Below are 24,962 nucleotides of genomic sequence, written 5' to 3' on the forward strand. Positions count from 1 at the left end.
CGCCGGGCCGCGTCACCCCATGACGTCCGGTCGGGGCGCGCCGTCGTCCCGGCCGGCGGATGCGGGGGAGGCAGGGGCGAGACGCCGACCGACCCTGCCTGCCAGCCCCGTCCGTCCGCGCTCGCACCGGGAGTCGGTCCGGCGTCGTCGCCGCCGACGTCGACACCGGGCCGGTCGGCTCCCCCGGTGCGGCCGGCGGACGGGGGCCCATCCGCACAGATCCATATCTTTCCGCACAAACTTCTGATATCCATGTAAGTCAATGCACGGCTGGTTCCTCCTGAGGGGAAGGAGCACCATGCGTACGGGTGTCTGGCTGGTGGGGGCGCGCGGCTCGGTCGCGACCACCAGCATCGTCGGGGCGCTCGCCCTGCGGGCCGGGCTCACCGCTCCGACCGGCTGTGTCACCGAGCTGCCCGACGTGCGCGGGCCCGCCCTGCCGGCCTTCACCGACCTGGTCTTCGGCGGGCACGACGTCGCCACCGTCCCGCTGGCCAAGCGCGCCGAGGCCCTCGCCGCCGCCGGCGTGCTGCCCGGCCGGCTGGTCGCCGCCCTCCCCGACGAGCTGGCCGCCGTCGAGCGCGAGCTGCGCGCGGCCCCCACCGCCGGCACCCAGGCGGACCGGGCCACGGCGACCGTACGCGACCTCACCGACTTCCGGCGCCGGCACGAGCTGGACCGGGTGGTCGTGGTCAACGTCTCGGCCACCGAACCGGTCGCCCGACCGCACCCCGCGCACGCCGACCCGGACGTGCTGCGGGCCGCGCTCACCGGCCCCGAGGAGGTGCTGCCGCCCAGCTCGCTCTACGCGTACGCGGCGGTGCGGGCGCGGTGCCCGTACGTCGACTTCACCCCGTCCACCGGGCTGCGGCTGCCGGCCCTGGCCGCGCTGGCCGCCGAGCGCGGGATCCCGTACGCCGGGCACGACGGCAAGACGGGGGAGACCCTGGTCAAGTCGGTGCTCGCGCCGATGTTCGCGATGCGGAACCTGGCGGTGCGCTCCTGGTCGGGGATGAACCTGCTCGGCGGCGGCGACGGCGCCACCCTCGCCGACCCGGCCGCCAACGCGGCCAAGGTGGAGAGCAAGCAGCGGGTGCTCGGCGAGACACTCGGTTACCTGCCGCAGGGCGGCACCCGGATCGAGTACGTCGAGGAGTTGGGCGACTTCAAGACCGCGTGGGACCTGGTCACCTTCGCCGGCTTCCTCGGCACCGGGATGCGGATGGAGTTCACCTGGCACGGCTGCGACTCGGCGCTGGCCGCGCCCCTCGTGCTCGACCTGGCCCGGCTCGTCGCCGCCGCGCACGCCGCCGGCCACGCCGGCCCTCTGCACGACCTGGCCTTCTTCTTCAAGGACCCGCTCGGCGCGTCCACCCACTCGCTGGCCGACCAGTGGACCCGGCTGTGCGACTTCACCCGCCGGCTGCACGCGGGAGGTGCCGATGCCCCGCGCGGCTGATCTCGTCGAGCTGGTCCGGGCCCCGGCCGCGCTCTCGGTGCCCGGGGACGTCGTCGCCGGCGCGGCCGCGGCCGGCGCGCTCGACCGGCGTACGCCCGCCCTGGCCGCCGCGTCCGTGCTGCTCTACTGGGCGGGGATGGCCGCCAACGACTGGGCCGACCGGCGGCTGGACGCCGTCGAGCGCCCCGAGCGGCCCATCCCCAGCGGCCGGGTCACCCCCGGGGCCGCGCTCGGCCTCGCCGCCGGGCTCACCGCCGCCGGGGTCGCGCTGGCCGCCGCCGCCGGGGGCCGGCCCGCCGCGCGGGTCGCCGTCCCGCTCGCCGCCGCCGTCTGGGGGTACGACCTGGCGGCGAAGAACACCCCCGCCGGACCGGCCGTGATGGCCGCGTGCCGGGGGCTGGACGTGCTGCTCGGCGCCACGGGCGGACGGGTGCTGCGGGCGGTGCCGGCGGCGGTCACCGTGGCCGCGCACACGTGGACGGTCACGGCACTCTCGCGCCGCGAGGTCACCGGCGCCGACGCGGCGCTGCCGCTGGGTACCCTCGCCGGCACCGCCCTGGTCGCCGCGAGCGCCGCCACCGCCCCGACGGCTCGCGCCCGGTCCGCCGGTCGCGCGCTGCCCCGCCGGCGGCGTGGCCCGGCCGGCGCTGGCGTGCTGCCGGCCCTGCTGGCCGGCGCGTACGCGGCCCGCTACGGCGCGGCCCAGGCCCGGGTCGTGGCCGAGCCCTCCGCCGCCCGGGTGCGCGCGGCGGTGGGGGCCGGGATCACCGGGCTGCCCGCGTTGCAGGGCGCCCTGGCCGCGCGCGCCGGGGCCGGGCTGCTCGGGCTGGCGGTGGCGGCGGCCGCGCCCCTGGGCCGCCGGCTGGCCCGGAAGGTCTCCCCGACATGACCGCCCCGCGCCCCCGGCACGCTGGCCCGGAGCTCCCGAGCGCCGGGGCGGCCGGCCGGGGCGGCGGCGAGCCACGTTTCGGCTACGGGACCAACGGGTTCGCCAACCACCGACTGGCCGACGCGTTGGCGGTCATCGCCGACCTGGGCTACCAGGGCGTCGCGCTCACCCTGGATCACGACCACCTCGACCCGTTCGCGCCCGCGCTGGCGCGGCGGGTGGCCGCCGTCGCCCGCCGGCTGGCGGCGCTCGGCCTCGCCGTGGTCGTCGAGACCGGCGCGCGGTACCTGCTCGACCCGTGGCACAAGCACGCCCCGACGCTGCTGCACGACGACCCCACGCGGCGCGTCGAGTTCCTGCGCCGGGCCGTGCGGATCGGCGCCGACCTCGGCGCGGAGGCCGTCTCCTTCTGGGCCGGCGTACGCCCCGACACCGTCCCGCCGCCGACGGCCTGGGACCGGCTGGTCGCCGGCTGCGCGACGGTGGTCGACGTCGCCGACGCGGCCGGCGTGACCCTCGGCTTCGAACCCGAGCCGGGAATGCTGGTCGAGGACATCGCCGGCTGGCGCCGGCTGCGCGGCGCGCTCGGCGACCCGGCCCACTTCGGCATCACCCTCGACATCGGACACTGCCGGTGCCTGGAGCTGCGGCCGGTCCCCGCGTGCGTGCACGAGGTGGCCGAGCACCTGGTCAACGTGCAGATCGACGACATGCGCCGGGGTGTGCACGAGCACCTGGAGTTCGGCGCCGGCGAGATCGACTTCCCGCCGGTGCTGCGCGCCCTGGCCGACGCCGGCTACCGGGGGCTGGTCGCCGTGGAGCTGCCCCGGCACTCGCACGCCGCGCCGGCCGTCGCCGCCCGCTCGCTCGACTTCCTGCGTACCGCCACGAAGGAAGCCGCGCGACGGCAACGGTGACGGGGCCACGCGCGCGGCAGCACGAGAGAGGAGACGGGATGACACCGGATTCACTGCGGGCCGCGCTGCGGGCGGTACGGGTACCCGAGCCCGACTGGCTCGACGCGGCGGTGCGGCGGGTGACGGCGGAACCGGCGGCGATCGGCCGGCTCTTCCCGGCCGCCGGCCGGCGCTGCGGCCGGGCCCCGCTGCCGGAGCCGCCCGGCTGGAGCGCCGACGAGGCGGCCCGGGTGCTGCTGCTGACCGCGCTGCCCGCCGACCACGCCACGCACGCGGAGTCGCTCTACCGGCACGGCGACGCCGCCGAGAGGCGGGCGGTGCTCAAGGCCCTGCCGCTGCTACCGATCGGCGCGGCCGGGGCGCCGCTGCTGCACGACGCGATCCGCACCAACGACACCCGCCTGGTCACCGCCGCCCTCGGCCCGTACGCCCGGCACCTCGATCCGGCCGCCTGGCGGCAGGCGGTGCTCAAGTGCGTGTTCACGGGCGTGCCGCTGGCCGTGGTGCACGACCTCGACGCCCGCGCCGACGGCGAACTCGCCGCGATGCTCGCCGGGCTGGCCGCCGAGCGGCAGGCCGCCGGCCGCACGATGCCCGCCGACGCCACCGCCCTGCTCGACCGGCTCACGACCGGCTCCGTCCCGATCACCGCCAGGGAGGCGTGATGCGCATCTTCGACCCGCACATCCACATGACCTCGCGGACCACCGACGACTACGAGCGGATGGCCGCGGCCGGCGTCCGGGCGGTGGTGGAGCCGGCGTTCTGGCTCGGCCAGCCCCGCACCAGCGCCGCCTCCTTCGCCGACTACTTCGACTCGCTGATCGGCTGGGAGCCGTTCCGGGCGGGGCAGTTCGGGGTGCGCCACCACGCCACGGTGGCGCTGAACCCGAAGGAGGCCAACGACCCGCGCTGCCGCCCGGTGCTCGACCTGCTGCCGCGCTACCTCGACAAGGACGCCGTGGTGGCGGTCGGCGAGATCGGCTACGACTCGATGACGCCGGAGGAGGACGCCGCGTTCGCCGCCCAACTGGCCCTGGCCGTGGCGCACGACCTGCCGGCGCTGGTGCACACCCCGCACCGGGACAAGGCCCGGGGCGTCGAGCGCAGCCTCGCCGTCGTGGCCGAGTCCGGCATCGAGCCGGGCCGGGTGGTGCTCGACCACCTCAACGAGGTGACGGTGAAGCTGGTCCGGGACACCGGCTGCTGGCTGGGCTTCTCCATCTATCCCGACACCAAGATGTCCCCGCCGCGCATGGTGGAGCTGCTGCGGGCGTACGGGACCGAGCGGGTGCTGGTCAACTCGGCGGCAGACTGGGGACGCTCGGACCCGCTGCTCACCCGGGCCACGGGGGAGGCGATGCTGCTGGCCGGCTTCACCGACGACGACGTCGACCGGGTGCTGTGGCGCAACCCGGCCGAGTTCTACGGCCAGTCCGGGCGGCTCGACCTCACCGACCTGGACCTGGCCGGGCTGGACCCGCCAGCGGGCACCTTCGCCGGCAACTCGATCCTGCGCGGCGGCAGCTGATGCGGCTGCGGCACGCCGGCGGCACCACCGTCCACCTCGGCTACTGCACCAACGTGCACCCCGCCGAGGACCTCGCCGGCATCCTCCGCCAGTTGGACACCTACGCCGTGCCCGTCCGAGAGGCCATCGGCGCGGACCTGCTCGGCCTCGGGCTGTGGCTGGCCGCCCCGGTCGCCGCCGAGCTGGCCGCCGACCCGGCGGCCCGCCGTCGGCTGCGCACCGAGTTGACGGCGCGCGGGCTGGAGGTGGTCACGCTCAACGGCTTCCCGTACGCGGCCTTCCAGGCGCCGGTGGTCAAGGGCGACGTCTACCACCCGGACTGGACCACGGGCGGGCGGCTCGCGTACACCCTGGACCTGGCCCGGGTGCTCGCCGATCTGCTCCCCGACGACGCCGCCCGGGGCTCGGTGTCCACGCTGCCGCTGGCCTGGCGGCGGCCCTGGGACGCCGCCCGCGCGGACGCCGCGCGCCGCCGGCTCGACCAGCTCTCCGCCGGCCTCGCGGCCGTCGAGCGGGACACCGGCCGGCCGGTCCGGGTCGGCTTCGAGCCGGAGCCGGGCTGCGTGGTGGAGAGCAGCGGACAGGCCGCCGCGGCGCTGTCCGGCGTGGACACCGACCGGCTCGGCGTCTGCCTGGACCTCGCCCACCTCGCCTGCGCCTGGGAGGAGCCGGCCGACGCGCTGCGCCGGCTGCGGGCCGCCGGCCTGCCGGTGGTGAAGGTGCAGGTCTCGGCCACCATCGAGGCGCCCGCCGAGGCGACGGCGGCGCTGCGCCGCTGGGTGGAGCCGCGCTTCCTGCACCAGACGCGCGCCGCCGGCTGCGCGGGCGCGGCCGACCCGGCCGACCCGGCCCACGCCGCCGACGACCTGGACGCGGCCCTGGACGCGCGGCTGCCCGGGCCGTGGCGGGTGCACTACCACGTGCCGCTGCACGCCCCGCCCGAACCGCCGCTCGACTCCACCCTGCCGGTGCTGCGCGCCGCGCTGGCCGCGCTCTACGCCGGGCCCGAGGCGGGCTGCGACCACCTCGACGTCGAGACGTACACCTGGGGGGTGCTGCCGGCCGCGCGGCGGCCGCGCACCGACGCGGAGCTGGCCGCCGGAATCGCGGCGGAGCTGGCCTTCGCCCACAGCGAGCTGGTCGCCGTCGGCCTGGCGCCGGCGGGCCGTCCGGCGCCGGTGACGACGGGGGTACGGCCATGAGCGAGCGTCCGCGAGCGAATCATCGGTACGGTGCCGTGGTGCCTCATGGCGGCGCCGAGCGAAGCGAGGTGTCGGCATGAGCCGGCGGTTGGTGGTGCTGGACGTGGTCGGGCTGACCCCGCGGCTGCTGGCGCACATGCCCCGGTTGCGCGCGGTCGCCGACGCCGGCTTCCGCGCCGAGCTCGGCACGGTGCTGCCCGCGGTGACCTGCTCGGTGCAGTCCACCTTCCTCACCGGGCTGCCCCCGGCCGGGCACGGGATCGTCGGAAACGGCTGGTACTTCCGGGATCTCGGCGAGGTGCTGCTCTGGCGCCAGCACAACGCGCTGGTCAGCGGGGAGAAACTCTGGCAGGCCGCCCGCCGCGCCGAGCCCGACTACACCGTTGCCAACGTGTGCTGGTGGTACGCGATGGGCGCGGACGTGGACTGGACGGTCACTCCCCGGCCGGTCTACCACGCCGACGGGCGCAAGGATCCGGACTGCTACACCGACCCGCCGGAGCTGCACGACGCGCTCACCGGCGCGCTGGGCACGTTCCCGCTGTTCAGCTACTGGGGGCCGGGCGCCGGGCTGGCGTCGTCGGCGTGGATCTGCCGGGCCGCCGAGCGGATCCTCGCCGACCAGTCCCCGGACCTGACCCTGGTGTACGTCCCGCACCTCGACTACGACCTGCAACGCTTCGGCCCCTCGTCGCCGCGGGCCGCCGCGGCGGCGGCAGAGCTGGACGGGGTGCTCGGGCCGCTGCTCGACGCCGCCCGGGCCCGGGACGCCACCGTGGTGGTGCTCTCCGAGTACGGCATCACCGACGCCTCCCGCCCGGTCGACGTCAACCGGCTGCTGCGCGCCGAGGGGCTGCTGCGGGTGCACACCCAGGCCGGCATGGAGTACCTGGACCCGTGGACCTCGCGGGCCTTCGCGGTCGCCGACCACCAGGTCGCGCACGTCTACGTCCGCGACCCCGCCGACGTGCCGGCGGTGGCGAAGCTCTGCGCCGCGCTGCCCGGGGTGGCCGAGGTGCTCGACGCCGACGGCAAGGCCGCACACGGGCTGGACCATCCGCGCGCCGGCGAACTCGTCCTCGTCGCCGAGCCGGACGCCTGGTTCACCTACTACTACTGGCTCGACGACGCCCGCGCGCCGGACTTCGCCCGCCTCGTGGAGATCCACCGCAAACCCGGCTACGACCCCGCGGAGCTGTTCTTCGACCCCGCCGCCCCCGGTGCCGCCAAGCGCCGCGCCGCCGTGGCGCTGGCCCGCAAGAAGCTCGGAATGCGCTACCTGATGAGCGTGGTCGGGCTGGACGCCGGCGCCCGGGCGGTGCGCGGCTCCCACGGGCGGCTCCCCGCCGACCCGGCCGACGGGCCGGTGCTGCTCTGCTCCGACCCGTCCGCCGCCCGGGACCGGGTCGCCGCGACGGAGGTGAAGGCCCTGCTGCTGGAGTTGGCGGGGCTGACCCCCGCCGCGCCGCCGCCCCCCGCCGCGCCGCCGCCCCCCGCCGCGCCGCCGCCCGCCCCGGCGGCCGGAGGACCGGGGGAGGCGTCGTGACCGTCACCGTCGCGCCCCTCGACGTCGGCGGGCTGCGGGCCCGCTTCGACGCCGAGCTGGCCGCGTTCCTCGACCGGCAGGGGCGGGACTGGCCGGACGGCGCACCCCGGGGGGTGTTCACCGCGCTGCACCGGTTCGTGCTGGCCGGCGGGAAGCGGCTGCGCCCGCTCTTCTGCTACTGGGGCTGGCGGGGCGCCGGTGCCCCCGACGGCACCCCGATCGTGGTGGCTGCCGCCGCGTTGGAGCTGTTCCACGCGTTCGCGCTGATCCACGACGACATCCTCGACGGCAGCGACCGCCGCCGTGGCGAGCCGTCGGTGCACCGGCTCTTCGCCGACCTGCACGCCCGCTCGTCCTGGCGGGGCGACCCGGAGGCGTACGGGCGCAACACGGCCCTGCTCTGCGGCGACCTGTGCGCCGCCTGGTCGGACCAGATGTTCCACGAGTGCGGGCTGGACGCGGCGCGGATGCACCGGGGGTACGCCGTCTTCGCGTTGATGCGCACCGAGGTGATCGCGGGGGAGTACCTGGACCTGGTCTCCGGGGTGGGCGACGGATCGGTGGCCAGCGCGCTGACCGTGATCCGGATGAAGGCCGCCCGCTACACGGTGACCCGGCCGTTGCAGATCGGGGCGACGCTGGCCGGGGCGGACCCGGGGCCGGTCGCCGCGCTGGCCGCGTTCGGCGACCCGCTGGGCGACGCGTTCCAGCTCCGCGACGACGTGCTGGGGGTCTTCGGCGATCCGGCCGTCACCGGCAAGTCGGTCCTCGACGACCTGCGGGAGGGCAAGCCGACGGTGATGATGGCGCTGGCCCGCGGTGCCGCCGACCGGGCGCAGGCGGCCAGGCTGCGGGAGCTGTTCGGCAATCCGGCGCTGGACGCCGACGGGGCCGCCGAGCTGCGGGGCATCATCGAGCGCACCGGCGCCCGCGAGCGGATCGAGCAGATGATCCGGGTACGCGCCGACGCCGCCCTGGCGGCCCTGGCGGAGGTCCCCGTGACCCCCGAGGCCCGCGCCGCCCTCGCCACCCTCGCCGCCCAGGCCGTCGACCGTCCCCGCTGAGGGGTGGCCGCCGGGCGGCCGGCACCCGCAGCCTCTACCTGACCGGCCCGCGATCTTGCAGCTCGTGCCCCGGCATTCCGCCCGAAGGCCGCGAGCCGAGGGCAGAAAGCGCAAGATCGCGGAGGAGGGAGGGGAGGGCGGCGGGAGGGTGGGCTGGTGGGGTTCCGTGCGGGGCGTGGCGGTTCTAGAGTGGGGGCGGCGACCGTGGCGGTTGCCGGTGATCCGGCGGGAGGCGCAACCCGGCGGGTTCAGGTGCCTACGCGGCGCCCACCGGTGTCCCGCCGTGACCGCCCTGCACCGGCCCGGCCGGTCACCCTCGCCCCGGTCACGCACCCACGGAATCCCCATCACCACAGGGGAGAAGCACCATGGCGCGACCCATCACGCTCTTCACCGGCCAGTGGGCCGACCTTCCGTTCGACGAGGTTTGCCGGCTCGCCTCCGAGTGGGGCTACGACGGGCTGGAGATCGCCTGCTGGGGCGACCACTTCGAGGTCGACAGGGCCCTCGCCGACGACTCGTACGTCGACCGGAAGCGGGAGACCCTCGCGAAGCACAACCTGAAGGTCTACGCGATCTCCAACCACCTGGTCGGCCAGGCCGTCTGCGACCACCCCATCGACGAGCGCCACCAGGGCATCCTGCCGGCCCGGATCTGGGGCGACGGCGAGCCCGAGGGCGTACGCCGCCGGGCGGCCGAGGAGATGAAGGACACCGCCCGGGCGGCGGCGAGACTCGGGGTGGACACCGTCGTCGGCTTCACCGGGTCGTCGATCTGGCACACCCTGGCGATGTTCCCGCCGGTGCCGCCCGAGATGATCGAGCGGGGCTACCAGGACTTCGCCGACCGCTGGAACCCGATCCTCGACGTCTTCGACTCCGTCGGGGTCCGCTTCGCCCACGAGGTGCACCCGAGCGAGATCGCGTACGACTACTGGACGACGAAGCGGGCGCTGGAGGCGGTCGGGCACCGGCCCGCGTTCGGGCTGAACTGGGACCCGTCGCACTTCGTCTGGCAGGAGCTGGACCCGGTCAACTTCATCTTCGACTTCGCCGACCGGATCTACCACGTCGACTGCAAGGACGCGAAGGTGCGCACCGGCGACGGGCGGCGGGGCCGGCTCGCCTCGCACCTGCCGTGGGCGGACATGCGGCGCGGCTGGGACTTCGTCTCGACGGGGCACGGCGACGTGCCCTGGGAGGACTGCTTCCGGGCGCTGAACGCGATCGGCTACGCCGGCCCGATCTCGATCGAGTGGGAGGACGCCGGCATGGACCGCCTCGTCGGCGCCCCCGAGGCGTTGCAGTTCGTCCGGCGGCTCGCCTTCGACGCCCCGGCCGCGGCGTTTGACGCCGCGTTCAGCAGCAAGGACTGAGCGGCTGGGCCGATTCCCGTCAGCCGGCCGACGCCGCGTTCGGCGGCAAGACACCGAGCCCGGCGGCGGCGAGACACCGAGCCCGGCGGCGGCGAGACACCGAGCCCGGCGGCGGCGAGACACCGAGCCCGGCGGCGGCGAGACACCGAGCCCGGCGGCGGCATGGCGTCGAGCCTGGCGGCGGCAAGGCGTCGAGCCTGGCGGCGGCCAGGCGCCGAGCCTGGCGGTGGCAAGGCACCGAGGCCCGGTCGCGGTCGGGCGCGGTAGCGGGGACTCGGCCCACACCCGGGGGCCGGCCGGCGGTCGGCCCCCGTCAGCCGGTCGAGAAGAGGTGGTCGCTGACCAGCCGCGCCGCGCCCACCACTCCCGCGCGGTCGTCGAGGTCGGAGAGCACGATCGGCATGGTGCCGGTGGCCAGCGGGGCGGACCGGCGGTAGACCACCCCACGGATCTCGGCCAGCAGCGTGTGGCCCAGCCCGGCCGGCGCGCCCCCGATGATGACGATGCCCGGGTTGAAGAAGCTCACGAGGCCGACCAGCACCTGACCCAGGCGGCGGGCCGCGTCCCGGGCCAGGGCCTGCACGGCAGCGTCGCCCGCGCCCGCCGCCGCGGCGATGTCGGCCACGGAGAGGGTGCCCGCCTCGGCCAGCCGGGCCGCCAGCGCCGTGGACCGGCCCGCGCGTGCCGCCGCGAGCGCCGCGCCGACCAGCCCGAGGTCGCCGCAGTACGCCTCCAGGCAGCCGGTCTCGCCGCAGGCGCAGCTCGGTCCGTCCTCGGTGAGCGGCAGGTGGGCGATGTCCCCGGCGCTGCTCGTCGCGCCCCGGTAGGGCGTGCCGCCGAGCACCAGCCCGCAGCCGATCGCGGTGCCGAGCTTGACGTAGAGGAAGTCGTCGAAGGTGCGCCCGACCCCGGCGTGCTTCTCGCCGAGCGCCATCATGTTCGCGTCGTTGTCGACCAGGGTCGGGCAGCCCAGCTCGGCGGCGAACGTCTCGCGCACCGGGAACCGGTGCCAGCCCGGCATGGCCGCCGGTGAGGCGGGCGTGCCATCGGGGAAGTCGACCGGCCCCGGCAGGCCGACGCCGACCCCGGTGAGCTGGGCCACACCCAGCTCGGCCCGCAGCTTTCCGACCAGTTCGACGGCCCGGCCGAGTACCGGCTCCGGCCCCACCCGGACGTCGATCGGCTCGGCGACCTCGGCGAGCACGGTCAACTCGCCGTCGGTCACCGTGACGGTGATCCGGTCCGCGCCGACGACGACGCCGGCGAACCGCACGCCGCCGGCGACGCGCAGCATCGAGGACCGGCGACCGCCGCGCGACGCCGCCGGCCCCGCGGTCTCGACCAGGCCCCGCTCGACGAGCCGGTCCACCTCCGCGGCCAGCTTGGACCGCGACAGGCCCACCGCGTCGCCCAGCTCCACCCGCGAGCGGGCGCCGCCGTCGCGCAGCAGCCGGACCAGCCGTGCCTGGTACGCGTTCTCAGGCCGGACGGGGACCATCGCCCTCACCTCCCGGCCCGGAGTCTTCCACGGCGCTGTTACCGGCGTGTGGCGCGAGGGGCCGCGCCCGGTCGTCCCGGACGCGGCCCCTGGTGCGGGTCGGGTCCGTCAGCCCCGCAGACCCGACATGTGCTGGAAACTGATCTCCGCGTACCGCAGCGACCGGCCCGGGTCGGTCGTGCCGCCCGGCGCGTTGTCCTGCTCCCACATCGGGTTGTGGTAGCCCTTCGCGCCCATGTTGGCGAAGAACCCGCCGTAGTCGATGTCGCCCTGGCCGAGCGGCACCATGTCGTACCCCGCGCTGCTGGCGGGGTTGAACGCGCCGTCCTTGGCGTGGAACAGCGGGAACCGGATGGGCTGGGCGGCGACCACGGCCAGCGGGTCGAAGACGGTGGTCTGCACCACCCCGTCCGGGTCGGTGTAGCTGCGGAACCGGTGCTGGGCCACGTGCGCCCAGTAGATGTCCATCTCGAACCAGACCCACTCCGGGTTGGTGCGCGCGATGAAGTACTCCAGCTTCCGCACCCCGGAGGACCGGGTCGGCCGGCCCAGGGCGTCCAGCGGGCCGCTGTCGAGCAGGAAGTTGTACGCCGCGTCGTGGTTGTGCGTGTACAGCTTCAGCCCGCGGGCGGCGGCCATCTCGCCGAAGGTGTTCCACCGGTCGACGGCGGCGTCCCAGTCGGCCTTGTAGTTGCTGCCGGTCGGGTCGCTGCCAGTGCCGATGTGGGTCATGCCGAGGATCTCGGCGGTGTCCAGCGTCCGCTCGAACGCGGCGATGGTGTCCGGGGTGACCGTGCCGGGGATCGAGGCGTGCGAGCCGTTGGCGCGCAGCCCGTTGTCGTCGAGGATCTTGCGGATCTCGGCGGCGGTGATCTGCCGGCCGAGGATGGAGGTGTGCTGGTTGTAGCCGGCGAACTCCACCTCCTTGTATCCGATCTCGGCGAGCCGCCCGAGCACCCGCTCGAAGCCGTACGGCACTCCGCTGGTGTCCGGGGCGGCGCCGATGCGGTCCCGGACGCTGTAGAGGATGATGCCCCGCTTGCCGGGCGGGACGAGCACGCCGTTGCCGTTGGCGCCGGCGGCGGAGGCGAGTCCGGTGGCGCCGACGGCCGCCGCGCCGGCGACGCCGGCGAGGGCGCCGAGCATGCGGCGACGGCTCATCCCGTGCTGACTGTCGTTCATGTGCTGCTGCCTTTCTCGGTGCGGGGAGGGTGGAGCCGGGCCGGGGCCACCGGCGGTGACCCGGGCACGTCGGTGGGTCGCCGTGGCCGGCTGCCGCGCGGCGGCCGGCCACGGCGGCGGCTACGGTGTGACGCCGATCCCCTGGCCGGTGAACTCGATCCAGTTGAGGTTTCCGAAACCGCTGGCCGGGCCGCCGGGGACGGTGGTGAACACGAGGTAGAGCCGGTGCGTGCCGCCCGGGTCGGTGATCGGCACGGTGGTGCTGGTGAAGGCGTTGTTGCCGGTGGTCGCGTTGACCGTGGCGGTGGCGACCACCGGCCCGGTGGGCGAGTCGAGCCGGAACTGGACGCCGAAGCGCGGCTGCCCGGCGGTCGCGGCGCTGCCACCGGAGGTACGCAGCGTCACCGACTCGATGTTCGTCAGGTTCACGGTGTTGTTGACCGCGATCCAGTCGCCCGGGTCGAGGCTGCCGCGCTGCTGCCCGCCGCCGGTGTCGGCGCTGGTGCCGACGGTGGTCCCGGACTGGTCCCGGGCGAACTCGACCTGCTGCCGCTTGTCCTGGATGATCTGCTGGTCCACCGTGGTCAGCGCCGGCTGCCCGTTCGCCCCGCCGTCCGTGTAGGACGCGCTGACGACGCCGTAGATGTAGCCGCCGTGGGAGGCGTCGTCGGCCTCCGTGGGCAGCACGCCGGAGCAGCCGAACTGGTTGGCCTCGCCGTGGCCGTGCTCGTCGTGGCCGAGCACGAAGGTCACCTCGACCTTGGCGCAGTCGACCGGCCCGTCCTCGGGGTCGGTGACCGTCACCGACCACGGGATCCCGTCACCCCACTGGAAGAAGCCGCCCTCGAGCGGGGTGTTGACGGTGACGGTCGGCGCCGTGTTGCCCACCGTGATGGTGGTGTTCGCCGACGCGCTCTTGCCGCTGGAGTCGGTCACCGTCAGCCGTGCGGTGTAGACGCCGTTGACCGTGTACGTGTGCGTCGGGTTCGGGTCGACCGAGTCGGTCGTGCCGTTGCCGTCGAAGTCCCAGGCGAACGAGATGGAGTCCGCCGGGTCCGGGTCCTTCGACCCCTCGCTGGAGAAGGCGACGGTCAGCGGGGCGTGACCGTTGGTCGGGGTCGCGTTCAGCACGGCGTTCGGTGCCCGCAGGCCCTTGACGTAGCTGAACTTCAGCATCGCCGCGTCCGGGTTGACGTTGAAGAACCCGTCGCCGTACGTCAGCAGGTAGAAGTTGCCGTCGGCGCCCCACTTCATGTCCATCGGGTTGTCGCAGAGGAACGGCTTGGCCGGCGTGGTGGGCGCCTGCCCGCAGTTCAACACGTTGTTGATCTTCAGGATGTCGCCCTGGGCGTCGAGCCGGACCTCCTTGAGGGTGTCCCGGGTGAACTCGCCGAAGAAGATCGCGCCGTCGAAGTACGCGGGGAACTTCGTCTCCGACCTCAGCTCCGGGTCGAAGTCGTATTTCGCCGCGCCGTGCGGGCCCACGCCGCCGGTGCCGAGTTCGGGGAAGAGCACGGGACAGGTTCGCGTCGGGGTGGACAGGTACGACTCCGGGCACGGCGTCGGCGCCTGGAACGAGTACCAGAGCTCCGACTTCTCCACCGCGGGCAGCTCGGTCAGGCCGGTGTTGTGCCGCGAGGTGTTCCGCGGCGCCGCGCAGTCGAAGGGCGCGACCGGGGAGATCGGGCTGGTGGTCCAGTTCATCTCGATGTACGGCAGGTTCGGCTGTACGCACATCGGCCAGCCGTAGTTCGCCGGCTTGTCGACCACCATCATCCGGCCTGTGCCCGCCGGTCCCCGGCCCACCGCGGCGGTCGAGGAGTCGGGGGAGTAGTCGGTGACGTAGGCGACGTCGTTCTTGTCGAGCGTGATCCGGAACGGGTTCCGGAAGCCCATCGCGTAGATCTCCGGGCGGGTCTTGTCACCCGGGTCCGCCGCCTCGGGGAACATGTTCCCCTCCGGCACCGTGTAGCTGCCGTCCGCCTGCACCGAGATGCGCAGGATCTTGCCGCGCAGGTCGTTGGTGTTGGCCGAGCTGCGCCGGGCGTCGACGAACGGCGCCTGGTAGACGCCGGTGGCGCTCACCGAGTCGTTGTGCGGGGAGAAGCCGCCGGAGCCACCGCCGCCGGCCGGGGTGTCGTCGCCGGTGACCAGCCAGAGGTTGTTCTTCGAGTCGAAGGCGATGTCGCCGGCCACGTGGCAGCAGGCGCCCCGGTCGACCGGCACCTGGAGGATCTTCTGCTCCGAGGCCAGGTCCAGGGAGGGCGTCTCGCCGTCGACGAACTTGTACCGGGAGAGCTGGAAGTACCCCTTCCACCGGTCCCAGGCCGCCGGGTCGGTGCTGGTGGTCGGCGCGCCGCCCGTGGGGGTGTCCAGCGGGGGCGCGTAGAAAAGGTAGACCCAGCGGTTGGTGGCGAACTCGCGGTCGATCGCCGGCCCGTACATGCCGTCCTCGCTGTGCGTGTAGACGGGGATCTGCGCGAGCACGGTGGTCTCGTTGCTCTCCGGGTCGTGCAGGCGTACGCCGCCACGGCGGTCGGTCTGGATCACCCGGCCGTCGGGGAGCACGTCGAAGCCGATCGGCTCGTTGACGTTGGGCTGCGCACCGATCACCGTCATCTGGTAGTTGGCCAGGACGGTGGCGCCGCAGTCGCCGTTGGTGACGCCGGCCGCCCACTGGATGGCGCCGCCGAGGTGGGCCCGCAGGTCGGTGCTGCCGAAGCTCTCCGGCGTCGCGCCGAGTCCGGTGTAGAAGGACCGGCCGCCCTGGTGGTCCTTGCACCAGGTGACCGGGTGGTCGAAGCCCATCGACCCGCCGGCGTACGTCTTCTCGTCGACGGTGGCCAGGACGTGCGAGACGCCCCGGACGTTGGCCGCGAAGTTGTACCACCGGTCGGTGTGCGCCCAGCGCTCGGGCAGGGTCGCGGAGGCCGGGTGCACCCGGTCGGCCACGGTGACCGTGGCCGGGGCCGCCGCCGTGGCGGAGCCGACCGCCCGGGTGCCGAGCACGTCGTCCAGGAAGGACCAGCCGGGCTCGGCCTCGATCGCGGAGTGGACGCCGACGAAGCCGCCGCCGTCGCGGTAGTACCGCTCGAACGCGGCCTGCTGGTCGTCGGCGAGGACGTCGCCGGAGGTGTTCAGGAACACCACGGCGCGGAACTGCTTGAGGTGCGCCTCGTCGAACTTGCGCGCGTCGTCGGTCACTTCGACGGTGAAGCGCCGGTCGTTGCCGAGCTGGCGGATCGCGTCGACGCCGGCGGCGGTGGCGGTGTGGCTGCCACCGGCCGACCGGGTGAAGACGAGGACCTTGTACTCGATGCCGTTGCTGGTCGGGGCCGGGGCGGCGAGTGCCGGCGCCGGCTGCTGCTGGGCCGCCGCGACGAGCGTCGCGCCGACGAGGGTGAGAAGGCTGAGGTAGGTGGCGGCCCTTCGGCCGATCGGTCTGCGCATCGAACCTCGCTCTGGTCGGGCGGGTCCGCCTCAGCGCCGGGACGTCGCTGAGGAGGTCGCGGGGAGTACCAAGAGCCTGGCCAGGTTCTACGCAGGACGATATTTGCGCCTCGGACCAAAGTGAAGAGGTTGGCGGCGGAAGTTTTCGATGGATGGCCCGAACTTTTGCTTCAAATCGGCGAAAGTGGCCGCAGGGGTGGGTCGGGGCGGGCCGGGCGCCTCACCGGCAACCGCCCGACGTCATGGTCAGCCGGCCGGGTCGGCCTGGTACATCGTGATCATCAGGGTGTGGCGGGGCGCCTCGGGCTCCCCGTCTGCGACCTCGGCGACCAGCGCGGTGAGGGTGGCGCTCAGCTGTTCGGCCTGAGCGTCGGTGAGCCGGACGCTGCGCAGCAGCACCAGCGGGTCGCGCGGGCTGGCCGTCATCTCCTCGGACACGGCGTGCAGCAGGGCCTGGGTGCCTGCCGGGTCGTAGGCGTCGACCTGGATGGGCGCGGTGCGGCGGTAGTAGACCTCGGTGCCGCCGCGCACCTGCTTCAGTTCGGCGACGCGGACGAGGCCGGCATCGCGGAGCACTCGCAGGTGGTAGGCGATGGTGCCCTTGCCGCTGTCGAGTATGACGGCGAGTTGGCTGATGGTCGCCGGCTGGCGACCGAGGGCCAGCAGCACCCGGTGGCGCAGCGGGTGCGCCAGCGCCCGGTGCTGCGCGGGCGAGGAGATCCGGACGGCGGTGGGATCGGGAGGTGGCGTGCGGGTCACACCGAAAGCGTACACACCTGTTGACGCATGACGGGAGGGATGGTTCTCTCGCCGTGGAGGTCGGGAGGGAAACCGAGGTGCGGCCCACGTGTCGGAGCCGTCGTGGAGAAAGGGTGATCAGGTGCGAAGCGAAGTCCGCCCCGGGGCGCGGGCGGCCAGGACCGACGGCGGCGGACGGCACCGGGAGTGCACCGCCGAGGAGACGTACGACCGGGTGCGGCCGTCCTTCTCACGGATCGGGCTGACCCGGGTCGCGGACATCACGGGCCTGGACCGCCTGGGCATCCCGGTCTACAACGCGGTGGTCCCACGGTCCGCGGACCTCGCCTCGATCTACAGCGGCAAGGGGCTCCGCGCGGCCGACGCCAGGACCTCGGCGGTCATGGAGGCGGTGGAGCGGCACGTGGCCGCCCGGCCCATGCGACCGGACACGGTCGTCTCGTACGCGGAACTGCGCGCCGCCGGACGTCCGGCGATGGCTCCCGGCGACCACAGCATCTCCGTGCACCGGCACTACCGGGACGACCGACCGATCTACTGGGTTACCGGGTGGGATCTGCTCAGCCAGGAGGAGGTCCTCGTCCCGTACTCGGCGGTGGCGTACGGGTCGGTCAGCGGACCACCGTGCCACACGCTGGTCTCCTCCAACGGCCTGGCCTCCGGCAACACGGTGGAGGAGGCCGTCCGCCACGCGCTGTGCGAGGTGATCGAACGGGACGCGTTGACGCTGGCCGAAGTGGCCAGCGCACAGCTCGGCCACACCCTGCGGCACCGCCACGGCGGGGCGCTTCTCGGCGCCGCTCTCGACCGCGTACGGCAGGAGCACCCGCACATCGACAACGATTCGCTACCGCCACCCGCGCGGGAACTCGCGCGGCGGTTCGCCGAGGCCGGCGTACCGCTGAACCTCGTCCTGCTCACCTCCGACATCGGCGTCCCCACCGTCCTGGCGGTCGCTCGGGAGGACAACGGGCCGACCGCGGCGCAGACGCACGGCGGCTCCGGCGCCGATCCGGACGTCGGGACGGCCCTCGTCCGGGCGATCACCGAGTGTGCGCAGTCCCGCGCGGTGGACGTGTCGGCCACCCGGGAGGATCTCGAACTGCCGGGGGCCGACGTGCCCGCCCACCGCGCCCGGCACCGGCGGTCCTCCCTCGTGGACGACGCGCGGTGGGTATGGAACCCGGACGCCCCCCGACGCGGCGTTCGGGACCTCCCGTCCCACCCCGGCGACGACGTCGCGGCCGACATCCGCTTCATGCTCGACCGGCTCCGGGCCGGCGGCCTGCGTCGGGTGCTCGTCGTGGACCTGTCCCCGCCCGACATTCCGGTGCACGTCGTCAGGGTCCTCGTGCCGGGCCTCGAATCGTGGGGCAGCGATCGGTCGAAGATCGGCCACCGCGCCACCCGGGCCTGGAACCGAGCGGTCCGGGCGCTCCGGGCGGACGAGAGTCCGACGTTGGTGGGGAGGGCGTCATGACCGGTGGGACGGCCGTCGTCTTCGTCGGCCCCACGCTCCACGGCTGGCCCGTGCCGCCGGGCCCGGGCATCGAGTTCCAGCCTCCCGTCGAACGGGGCGACCTCGACGCGCTGCTCGCCTTGGAGACCCGCCGGCCGTGGTCGGCCTGGTCGACGGGGTGTTCCGCCACGGCACGGCGATCTCGCCGAACGAGGTGCTCCGGGCCGTCGACCGCGGCGTGCTCGTCCTCGGTTCCTCGAGCATGGGCGCGCTGCGGGCGGCGGAGTGCGCGCCGTTCGGCATGGTCGGCGTGGGCCGGGTGTACGAGGCGTACGCCTCGGGGGAGGTCGACGCGGACGACGAGGTGGCCATGACGTACGACCGGGAGTCCCTGCGCCCGATGTCCGAGGCGATGATCAACCTGCGGTTCGGCATCGCGGCGGCCGTCTCCGCCGGGGTGGTCGACGCCGGCCTGGCGGACCGGTTTCTGGCCGTCGCCAAGGGTCTCCACTACCCGCAGCGGTCACTGGCCGCCGTGCTCGCCCGCCTCGCGCGGGAGGTGGACGCCGGGTCCTGTGCGGCCGTCCGGCGGTTCTTCGTCGAGTTGGCTCCGAACGTCAGGCGGGACGACGCCCGGCAACTGTTGATGGAGGTGCGCCGCGCGGTGGCCCGGGAACAGGAACCCGAGCGGTCGAGCGTACGAGGTCCGGACGGATGACGGAACGGGGGCGTCCGGTCCCGTACGCACACGAGCGGGCCGGTCACCAGCTGGCGACCGGCCCGCTCGAAGGTGCGATCAGAGGGCGCTGTTGTTGGTGCCCGAGCCGGACGGCTTGCTGCGGGGGGTGGTGGTCGCCGACGTCGACCCGGAGGCCGAGCCGGTGCTCGACGAGCCGGAGCCCGCCTTGGCCCCCACCGTGGCCGGCGTCCCGGCGAACGCGTCGTCGGCGGCGGTCAGCTCCTGCTTGTGGCCGTTGCTGCTCAGCTTCTCGCCCAGCTTCGACTGGCCGAGCTTGTCCTTGCCCTCGCTGTAGAGGCGGGTCGCCTGGGCCTGCGCGACGCCGGCCGCCTCCTGGACGGTCGGGTGGTCGAGCACCTTGCGGCCCCGGACCATCAGCTCCTCGTACTTCTCCCGACCGGCACGGGCGCCCAGGACGAAGCCCGCAGCCAGCCCGCCAAGAAACATGATCTTTCCGCGCATGGCGGCTCCTTCCGTACCTGACGCGCCGTCGTCCGGCGGCTTACCCCGCCGGAGGCGACCAAATCGCGCCTGTCTCCTCTGTCCGCAGCTAACTACCCATCCTGCTCTCGGCTCATGCCTCCTTGTGCCGTGATGACGATTTGTCTGGTTTATTGTCGTGCCGACGGGGCACGGACCCCGGGGGTAACCCCCTGGACCAACACCCCCCGGAGTCCTGTACTCTTGTCCCCGTCGCACGGCGCGGAGAGATCCGCACCGGACGACGCAGCGGTCCCCCGTAGCTCAATTGGCAGAGCAGCCGGCTGTTAACCGGCAGGTTTTTGGTTCGAGTCCAAACGGGGGAGCTTCCACACCTGACGCCCGTCGGCCCCGCCGGCGGGCGTTCGTCGTTCCGCGCCCCGCCGAATCGGCCGGCCGTCGCCGCCCACTGTTTCCGTGCCCGCCGACCGCCCGGTTTCCGCCACCGCGGGCGCTCCCGGCCGGCAGGATGGTCGGTGTCGACTTGGACTCCCGCTGCGTCGATCGGTGCGTCGATACTTGGGGTGGGTGCGGATGCCCGGAAGAGGAGGCCACGGCAGGATCACACTCGTCGCCGTGGCGGTCGTGCTCGCGTGGCTGGTCATCGGGGCCGTCGCCGGGCCGTTCTCCGGCAGGCTCGGCGAGGTCGCGACGAACGACAACGCCTCGTTCCTGCCCGCCGGCGCGGAGGCGACCCGGGCGCAGGAGCTGTCCGGACGGTTCGTCGCGCGGCAGACCATGCCGGCCCTGGTGGTCTACGAACGCGCCAGCGGCATCACCGACACCGACACGCGGCGGGCTGCCACCGACGCCGCCCGGTTCGCCCAGGTGCCCGGGGTGGTCGGCCCGCTGCCGCCGCCGATCCCCAGCGAGGACGGGCAGGCCCTCCAGGTGGTGGTGCCGATCGACGACGCCGACGGCGAACGGATCGGCACGGTCGTCGAGGAACTGCGCGCCATCGCCGGCGGGGACCGCGACGGGCTGACCGTGGACGTGGCCGGGCCCGCCGGCCTGCTCGCCGACCTCATCGAGGTCTTCTCCGCCGTCGACGGCACCCTGCTGGTCGTCACCCTCTGCGTGGTGCTGGTCATCCTGCTCGTCGTCTACCGCAGCCCCGTCCTGTGGGTCTTCCCGCTACTCGCCGCAGGGATGTCCTTCGCGCTGGCCGCCGTCTTCGTCTACCTGCTCGCCGACGCCGACGTGATCAAGCTCAACGGGCAGGCGCAGGGCATCCTCACCGTGCTCGTCTTCGGCGCCGGCACCGACTACGCGCTGCTGCTCGTCGCCCGCTACCGCGAGGAACTGCACCGGCACGAGCGCCCCTGGGACGCGATGCGGACCGCCTGGAAGGGCGCCGCCCCGGCGATCGTCGCCTCCGCCGGCACGGTGATCCTGAGCCTGCTCTGCCTGCTGCTGTCCAGCCTGAACTCCAACCAGGCGCTCGGCCCGGTCGCCGCCATCGGCATCGCCGCCACCCTGCTGGTCATGCTCACCTTCCTGCCCGCCCTGCTGGTGCTCGGCGGGCGGTGGGCGTTCTGGCCGCGCCGGCCCAGGCCCGACCAGGCCGACCCGCGCACCGGGCACGGCATCTGGAGCCGGATCGCCGGTTTCGTGGCGCGGCGGGCCCGGCCAGTCTGGGTGCTGACCACCCTCGCGCTGGCCGTGCTCGCGCTGGGGCTGGCCCAGCTCGGCGTGACCACGCTCGGGCAGTCCGACCTGTTCACCGAGCGCACCGACTCGGTCGCCGGCCAGGAGGTGATCGCCCGCCACTACCCGGCTGGCACCGGCAGCCCGGCGACCATCTTCACCAACCAGCAGGCCGTCGAGCAGGTCGCCGGCGCGGCCCGCGGCGTGCCCGGGGTGGCCGCCGTCCGGCCCGTCACCGCCGACCGGGCCGGTCCGCCCGACCCGAACGCGCCGCCCGTCGTCGTCGACGGCCGGGTGCAACTGGAGGCGACGCTCGCCGACCCGCCGGACAGCGACGGCGCCGAGCGGGCCGTCCGGGAGCTGCGGGCGGCGGTGCACGCGGTGCCCGGCTCGGACGCCGTGGTCGGCGGCTTCACCGCGATCAACGTCGACACGTCGGACGCCTCGACGCGGGACCGGAACGTGATCATCCCGGTCGTGCTGGCGGTGATCGCGATCGTCCTGGCCCTGCTGCTGCGGGCGCTCCTCGCGCCGATCCTGCTGATCGCGACCGTGCTGCTCAGCTTCGCCGCCACCCTCGGCCTCTGCGCGCTGATCTTCCGCCACGTCCTCGACTTCCCCGGCGTGGACGCCTCGTTCCCGCTCTTCGCCTTCGTCTTCCTGGTGGCCCTCGGCATCGACTACAACATCTTCCTGATGAGCCGCGTCCGCGAGGAGTCGGTCAGGCGGGGCACCCGCGCCGGCGTGCTCACCGGCCTCGCCGTCACCGGCGGCGTGATCACCTCCGCCGGGGTCGTGCTCGCCGCGACGTTCTCCGCGCTCGCCGTGCTGCCGCTGGTGGTGCTGGTCGAGCTGGGCGTCGCGGTCGCGGTCGGGGTGCTGCTCGACACCGTCGTCGTCCGCTCGCTGCTGGTGCCCGCGCTGGCGTACGACATCGGCCCGAAAATCTGGTGGCCGGGCCGGCTGTCCCGGACGAACGGTGAGCGGGAGGCGCGCGATGCTCGCTGAGACCGACGTGGTCGTGGTCGGCGGCGGCCTGGCCGGCCTGGCCGTGGCCCGGCGGCTGCACCGGGCCGGCGTGCCGTGGCGGCTGCTGGAGGCCGGCGGCCGGCTCGGCGGCCGGGTGGCCACCGACGCGGTCGACGGCTACCTGCTCGACCGCGGCTTCCAGGTCCTCAACACCGCCTACCCCCGGCTCGGCACCCTGCTCGACGTCGACCGGCTGCGCCTCGGCCACTTCACCCCAGGGGTGCTGGTGCGCAAGGGCGACCGGCTCACCCGCCTGGTCAACCCGCTCCGCGAGCCCACCGGCGCGCCCGGCACCGCCCTGGCCGGCGTCGGGTCGCTGCGCGACCGGCTGCGCCTCGCCGCGCTCGCCACCGGCTGCGCCACGCTGCCGAAGAATCGGCTGCTCGCCGCGCCCGAGACCACCACCGAGACCGCGCTGCGCCGCGCCGGCCTCTCCGACACGATCATCGAGGAGTTGCTGCGGCCGTTCCTCTCCGGCGTCTTCGTCGAACGGGAGCTGGAGACCTCCAGCCGCGTGCTGTCGATGGTGCTGCGATCCTTCGCCCGGGGCCGGATCGGCCTGCCCGCCGAGGGGATGGCGGCGCTGCCCCGCGCCGTCGCCGACCCGCTGCCGGCCGAACTGATCGACCTGGACACCCCGGTCTCGGCGGTGGCGCCCGGCCGGGTCCGCACCCAGGCCGGCGACATCCGCTGCCGCGCCGTCGTGGTCGCCGTCGACCCGCCGGCGGCGGCCACGCTGCTGCCGGCCCTGCCGGCGGTACGCATGCACGCCTACACGACGTACTACCACAGCGCGCAGGAGGCGCCGCTGGACGAGCCGATCCTGCTCGTCGACGGCGACCGGCGGGAGATCGTCGCGAACACGGTGGTGGTCAGCCGGGCCGCGCCGACGTACGCGCCGGCCGGGCAGCACCTGATCGCCACCTCCGTGGTCGGCCCGTCGGCCCCGCCCGAGCCGGCCGTGCGGGCCGAGCTGACCCGGCTCTACGGACGGTCCACGGCGGACTGGACGCACCTGACCACCGTGTCGGTCCCGGACGCGTTGCCCGCCGCACCGCCGCCACAGGGGCGGCTGCGCAAGCCGGTGGCGCTGGGGGAGGGCCTGTTCGTGGCCGGCGACCACCGGGACAGCCCCTCCATCCAGGGTGCGCTGGCCAGCGGCTGGCGCGCCGCCGGGGCCGTCCTGGCGGAGCTGCGCGGGGGCTCCTGACGCCCCGATCGGCGGGTACGGGGCTCAGCGGCTCGGCTGCTCGCTGTTATCCTCGCGTTGCCCATCGTGCTGCCGCGCCGAGGACGCCGATGAGCGACGGTGCCGGTTCGTGCTGGCCGGTGATCGACCGGGCGGGATAAGATCCGGCGCGGTGCCGGGGCGGTAGCTCAGCCGGTTAGAGCAGGGGACTCATAATCCCTCGGTCGCGGGTTCGAGTCCCGCCCGCCCCACTCCTCCCGCCGGCCAGCGGCCCCGCACGGGGTCGCTGTCGCAGACGATCTTCGTGCAAGTGGCAGCCTTCTCGTCGGGTGCGGACGAGCACCTCGGCGTTGCATCTGGTCGGTCAGGACCTGAATCCTCTGACGGACTCGTCGCCTCTTACCTGTGCCGGCGAGACGCGCCGGCGGAGAACTGGAGGATGACATGGACCTCGTATGGTGGGTTGCCATCGCCGTCGGAGCCCTCGTGGTCTGCATGTGCGCCGTGTTCCTGCGCTGGCGGAGGGGACGTTCCCGTGGCTGAGACGGCATGGCCGAGCGAGCAGTTGGTTCTCGGCGCCCAGCGGGGGGACGTCGCGTCGATCACCGCGTTGGTCTCCGGCTCGTATCCGGGCGTGCGGAGGTTCGCGCACACGCTGTGCGCCACGCCCGAAGATGCCGAGGATGCGGCGCAGGAGGCGTTGATCATCCTCTACCGCAAGATTGGCACGCTGCGTGCCTCTGGGGCGCTGGCATCGTGGATGTTTCGGATCGTGCGCAACGAATGCCTTCGGCGGCTGCGGCTCGTCGGCCATCGCCCTGCCCCGGTGGCCGACATCGTCGCGGCGTCGGCCGAGGACGAGGTGCTGCAACGTCTCGAGGCCGGCCGCGTCGCCGAGGCGATCGCCGCGTTGCCCGCCGACCAGCGTCATGTGCTGATCATGCGGGACATCCAGGGCTTCCCGGGCCGGGCCGTCGCCGACGCGCTCGGCCTCAGCACGGCCGCGATGAAGTCCCGGCTGCACCGCGCCCGCGCCTCGGTGCACCGCACCCTGCGGACAGGGATGACCGATGGCTGACGGCCCCTCATTCGCCAGCCAGTCTCTGCCACGGCACCTCGCCCGTGGCGTGGTCGGGTTCGGCGGGCTGATCGGCTCGATCGCACTCCTGCCGGTCGTCGGCCCGGTGAGCCTGCTGCTGCTCCCCGTCGGCCTGCTCGCGCTCCGCGGATGTCCGATGTGTTGGGCGATCGGCCTCGTACAGACGCTTTCGATGGGGCGCCTGCGGCGCTCCTGCACCGACGGTCGCTGCGAGCTGAGGAGGAGGACGACGTAGGGGCGCAGGAGAACGTCCGAATCCACGGTTCCGCCCGCATCGCTGTCACCTTCGGCGGTGCGGGTCCGCAGCCACCTTGACCCCTACCTTGTTCTACGAGGTGGGACCGGATGCGGGCGGTTACGTTGCGCTGTCGGGTTTGCCGTTCGTCTGCTTCGTAGTCGGCTCGGGCGTCAGGGTGGGCCGGGCAGGGGAGCGCGGACGACTGACGT

20 protein-coding genes and 2 tRNA genes are annotated in these 24,962 nt (G+C 74.2%); 17 read left to right on the forward strand and 5 right to left on the reverse strand.

Annotated features, from left to right (window positions below; genetic code table 11):
- The first annotated feature begins 298 nt into the window (after positions 1-298).
- The 9 genes from ACFY23_RS06655 to ACFY23_RS06695 all read left to right on the forward strand — a co-directional run bounded on the left by ACFY23_RS06655 (position 299) and on the right by ACFY23_RS06695 (position 9,984).
- Positions 299-1,459, forward strand: coding sequence for an inositol-3-phosphate synthase (locus ACFY23_RS06655; protein ID WP_350684615.1), 1,161 nt, complete (start codon positions 299-301; stop codon positions 1,457-1,459).
- Positions 1,443-2,348, forward strand: a complete 906-nt coding sequence (locus tag ACFY23_RS06660; RefSeq protein ID WP_350684614.1) for an SCO3242 family prenyltransferase — start codon at positions 1,443-1,445, stop codon at positions 2,346-2,348. The genes ACFY23_RS06655 and ACFY23_RS06660 overlap by 17 nt, the downstream gene beginning before the upstream one ends.
- Complete coding sequence (locus tag ACFY23_RS06665; RefSeq protein WP_350684613.1) at positions 2,345-3,265, forward strand: sugar phosphate isomerase/epimerase family protein; 921 nt, start codon at positions 2,345-2,347, stop codon at positions 3,263-3,265. The genes ACFY23_RS06660 and ACFY23_RS06665 overlap by 4 nt, the downstream gene beginning before the upstream one ends.
- 38 nt (positions 3,266-3,303) lie before the next feature.
- A complete protein-coding gene (locus ACFY23_RS06670) occupies positions 3,304-3,930 on the forward strand; it encodes an EboA domain-containing protein (RefSeq protein ID WP_350819681.1) in 627 nt (208 codons plus the stop codon).
- Positions 3,930-4,796, forward strand: coding sequence for a TatD family hydrolase (locus ACFY23_RS06675; RefSeq protein WP_350686723.1), 867 nt, complete (start codon positions 3,930-3,932; stop codon positions 4,794-4,796). The genes ACFY23_RS06670 and ACFY23_RS06675 overlap by 1 nt, the downstream gene beginning before the upstream one ends.
- Positions 4,796-5,998, forward strand: a complete 1,203-nt coding sequence (gene eboE, locus ACFY23_RS06680; RefSeq protein ID WP_350686722.1) for a metabolite traffic protein EboE — start codon at positions 4,796-4,798, stop codon at positions 5,996-5,998. The genes ACFY23_RS06675 and eboE overlap by 1 nt, the downstream gene beginning before the upstream one ends.
- A gap of 76 nt (positions 5,999-6,074) precedes the next feature.
- Positions 6,075-7,544: a nucleotide pyrophosphatase/phosphodiesterase family protein gene (locus ACFY23_RS06685; protein ID WP_350686721.1), complete on the forward strand. Its 1,470-nt coding sequence runs from the start codon at positions 6,075-6,077 to the stop codon at positions 7,542-7,544.
- On the forward strand, positions 7,541-8,608 hold the full coding sequence (locus tag ACFY23_RS06690; protein WP_350686720.1) for a polyprenyl synthetase family protein: 1,068 nt from the start codon (positions 7,541-7,543) through the stop codon (positions 8,606-8,608). Before ACFY23_RS06685 ends, ACFY23_RS06690 begins: the two co-directional genes overlap by 4 nt.
- Before the next feature lie 368 nt (positions 8,609-8,976).
- Positions 8,977-9,984 (forward strand): sugar phosphate isomerase/epimerase family protein, encoded by a 1,008-nt coding sequence (locus ACFY23_RS06695; protein ID WP_350686718.1) that lies wholly within the window; start codon positions 8,977-8,979, stop codon positions 9,982-9,984.
- Between the two features lie 313 nt (positions 9,985-10,297).
- On the opposite strand, the gene ACFY23_RS06700 is transcribed toward ACFY23_RS06695, so the two are convergent.
- The 4 genes from ACFY23_RS06700 to ACFY23_RS06715 all read right to left on the reverse strand — a co-directional run bounded on the left by ACFY23_RS06700 (position 10,298) and on the right by ACFY23_RS06715 (position 16,873).
- Entirely contained in the window at positions 10,298-11,482 is a 1,185-nt protein-coding gene (locus ACFY23_RS06700) for an ROK family transcriptional regulator (protein ID WP_350819679.1), read from the reverse strand.
- A 108-nt stretch (positions 11,483-11,590) separates the two neighbouring features.
- Positions 11,591-12,664 carry a sugar phosphate isomerase/epimerase family protein gene (locus ACFY23_RS06705; RefSeq protein ID WP_350684875.1) on the reverse strand — a complete coding sequence of 358 codons (1,074 nt, stop codon included), beginning with the start codon at positions 12,662-12,664 and terminating at the stop codon, positions 11,591-11,593.
- Between the two features lie 120 nt (positions 12,665-12,784).
- Entirely contained in the window at positions 12,785-16,114 is a 3,330-nt protein-coding gene (locus ACFY23_RS06710) for a ThuA domain-containing protein (RefSeq protein ID WP_350684874.1), read from the reverse strand.
- Positions 16,115-16,360: 246 nt separating this feature from the next.
- Positions 16,361-16,873: a helix-turn-helix domain-containing protein gene (locus ACFY23_RS06715; protein ID WP_350684873.1), complete on the reverse strand. Its 513-nt coding sequence runs from the start codon at positions 16,871-16,873 to the stop codon at positions 16,361-16,363.
- A 121-nt stretch (positions 16,874-16,994) separates the two neighbouring features.
- Here ACFY23_RS06715 and ACFY23_RS06720 point away from each other — a divergent pair, with 121 nt between their 5' ends.
- Entirely contained in the window at positions 16,995-18,353 is a 1,359-nt protein-coding gene (locus ACFY23_RS06720) for a YcaO-like family protein (protein WP_350684872.1), read from the forward strand.
- Between the two features lie 136 nt (positions 18,354-18,489).
- Complete coding sequence (locus ACFY23_RS06725) at positions 18,490-19,050, forward strand: TfuA-like protein (protein ID WP_350684871.1); 561 nt, start codon at positions 18,490-18,492, stop codon at positions 19,048-19,050.
- Positions 19,051-19,128: 78 nt separating this feature from the next.
- Here ACFY23_RS06725 and ACFY23_RS06730 read toward each other — a convergent pair whose 3' ends face one another.
- Positions 19,129-19,533: a hypothetical protein gene (locus ACFY23_RS06730; RefSeq protein ID WP_350684870.1), complete on the reverse strand. Its 405-nt coding sequence runs from the start codon at positions 19,531-19,533 to the stop codon at positions 19,129-19,131.
- Positions 19,534-19,804: 271 nt separating this feature from the next.
- On the opposite strand from ACFY23_RS06730, the gene ACFY23_RS06735 reads away from it, so the two are divergent.
- The 6 genes from ACFY23_RS06735 to ACFY23_RS06760 all read left to right on the forward strand — a co-directional run bounded on the left by ACFY23_RS06735 (position 19,805) and on the right by ACFY23_RS06760 (position 24,750).
- Positions 19,805-19,877: transfer RNA gene (locus ACFY23_RS06735), tRNA-Asn, on the forward strand.
- A gap of 208 nt (positions 19,878-20,085) precedes the next feature.
- Positions 20,086-22,206, forward strand: a complete 2,121-nt coding sequence (locus ACFY23_RS06740; RefSeq protein ID WP_350684869.1) for an MMPL family transporter — start codon at positions 20,086-20,088, stop codon at positions 22,204-22,206.
- Positions 22,196-23,437 (forward strand): NAD(P)/FAD-dependent oxidoreductase, encoded by a 1,242-nt coding sequence (locus ACFY23_RS06745; protein WP_350684868.1) that lies wholly within the window; start codon positions 22,196-22,198, stop codon positions 23,435-23,437. Before ACFY23_RS06740 ends, ACFY23_RS06745 begins: the two co-directional genes overlap by 11 nt.
- A gap of 156 nt (positions 23,438-23,593) precedes the next feature.
- Positions 23,594-23,667, forward strand: a tRNA-Ile gene (locus tag ACFY23_RS06750).
- 284 nt (positions 23,668-23,951) lie between these two features.
- Positions 23,952-24,494 carry a sigma-70 family RNA polymerase sigma factor gene (locus ACFY23_RS06755; protein WP_350684867.1) on the forward strand — a complete coding sequence of 181 codons (543 nt, stop codon included), beginning with the start codon at positions 23,952-23,954 and terminating at the stop codon, positions 24,492-24,494.
- Positions 24,487-24,750 carry a hypothetical protein gene (locus tag ACFY23_RS06760; RefSeq protein WP_350684866.1) on the forward strand — a complete coding sequence of 88 codons (264 nt, stop codon included), beginning with the start codon at positions 24,487-24,489 and terminating at the stop codon, positions 24,748-24,750. The genes ACFY23_RS06755 and ACFY23_RS06760 overlap by 8 nt, the downstream gene beginning before the upstream one ends.
- Positions 24,751-24,962: the final 212 nt, after the last annotated feature.

It is taken from the genome of Micromonospora sp. NPDC000121 (assembly GCF_042899165.1).
Classification (GTDB): domain Bacteria; phylum Actinomycetota; class Actinomycetes; order Mycobacteriales; family Micromonosporaceae; genus Micromonospora.

Bases quoted from the DNA above. Each gene is read 5' to 3' on its own strand.
- ACFY23_RS06655 (WP_350684615.1), top strand. From the start codon at position 299: ATGCGTACGGGTGTCTGGCTGGTGGGGGCGCGCGGCTCGGTCGCGACC.
- ACFY23_RS06660 (WP_350684614.1), top strand. From the start codon at position 1,443: ATGCCCCGCGCGGCTGATCTCGTCGAGCTGGTCCGGGCCCCGGCCGCG.
- ACFY23_RS06665 (WP_350684613.1), top strand. From the start codon at position 2,345: ATGACCGCCCCGCGCCCCCGGCACGCTGGCCCGGAGCTCCCGAGCGCC.
- ACFY23_RS06670 (WP_350819681.1), top strand. From the start codon at position 3,304: ATGACACCGGATTCACTGCGGGCCGCGCTGCGGGCGGTACGGGTACCC.
- ACFY23_RS06675 (WP_350686723.1), top strand. From the start codon at position 3,930: ATGCGCATCTTCGACCCGCACATCCACATGACCTCGCGGACCACCGAC.
- eboE (WP_350686722.1), top strand. From the start codon at position 4,796: ATGCGGCTGCGGCACGCCGGCGGCACCACCGTCCACCTCGGCTACTGC.
- ACFY23_RS06685 (WP_350686721.1), top strand. From the start codon at position 6,075: ATGAGCCGGCGGTTGGTGGTGCTGGACGTGGTCGGGCTGACCCCGCGG.
- ACFY23_RS06695 (WP_350686718.1), top strand. From the start codon at position 8,977: ATGGCGCGACCCATCACGCTCTTCACCGGCCAGTGGGCCGACCTTCCG.
- ACFY23_RS06700 (WP_350819679.1), bottom strand. From the start codon at position 11,482: ATGGTCCCCGTCCGGCCTGAGAACGCGTACCAGGCACGGCTGGTCCGG.
- ACFY23_RS06705 (WP_350684875.1), bottom strand. From the start codon at position 12,664: ATGAACGACAGTCAGCACGGGATGAGCCGTCGCCGCATGCTCGGCGCC.
- ACFY23_RS06710 (WP_350684874.1), bottom strand. From the start codon at position 16,114: ATGCGCAGACCGATCGGCCGAAGGGCCGCCACCTACCTCAGCCTTCTC.
- ACFY23_RS06730 (WP_350684870.1), bottom strand. From the start codon at position 19,533: ATGCGCGGAAAGATCATGTTTCTTGGCGGGCTGGCTGCGGGCTTCGTC.
- ACFY23_RS06740 (WP_350684869.1), top strand. From the start codon at position 20,086: ATGCCCGGAAGAGGAGGCCACGGCAGGATCACACTCGTCGCCGTGGCG.
- ACFY23_RS06745 (WP_350684868.1), top strand. From the start codon at position 22,196: ATGCTCGCTGAGACCGACGTGGTCGTGGTCGGCGGCGGCCTGGCCGGC.
- ACFY23_RS06760 (WP_350684866.1), top strand. From the start codon at position 24,487: ATGGCTGACGGCCCCTCATTCGCCAGCCAGTCTCTGCCACGGCACCTC.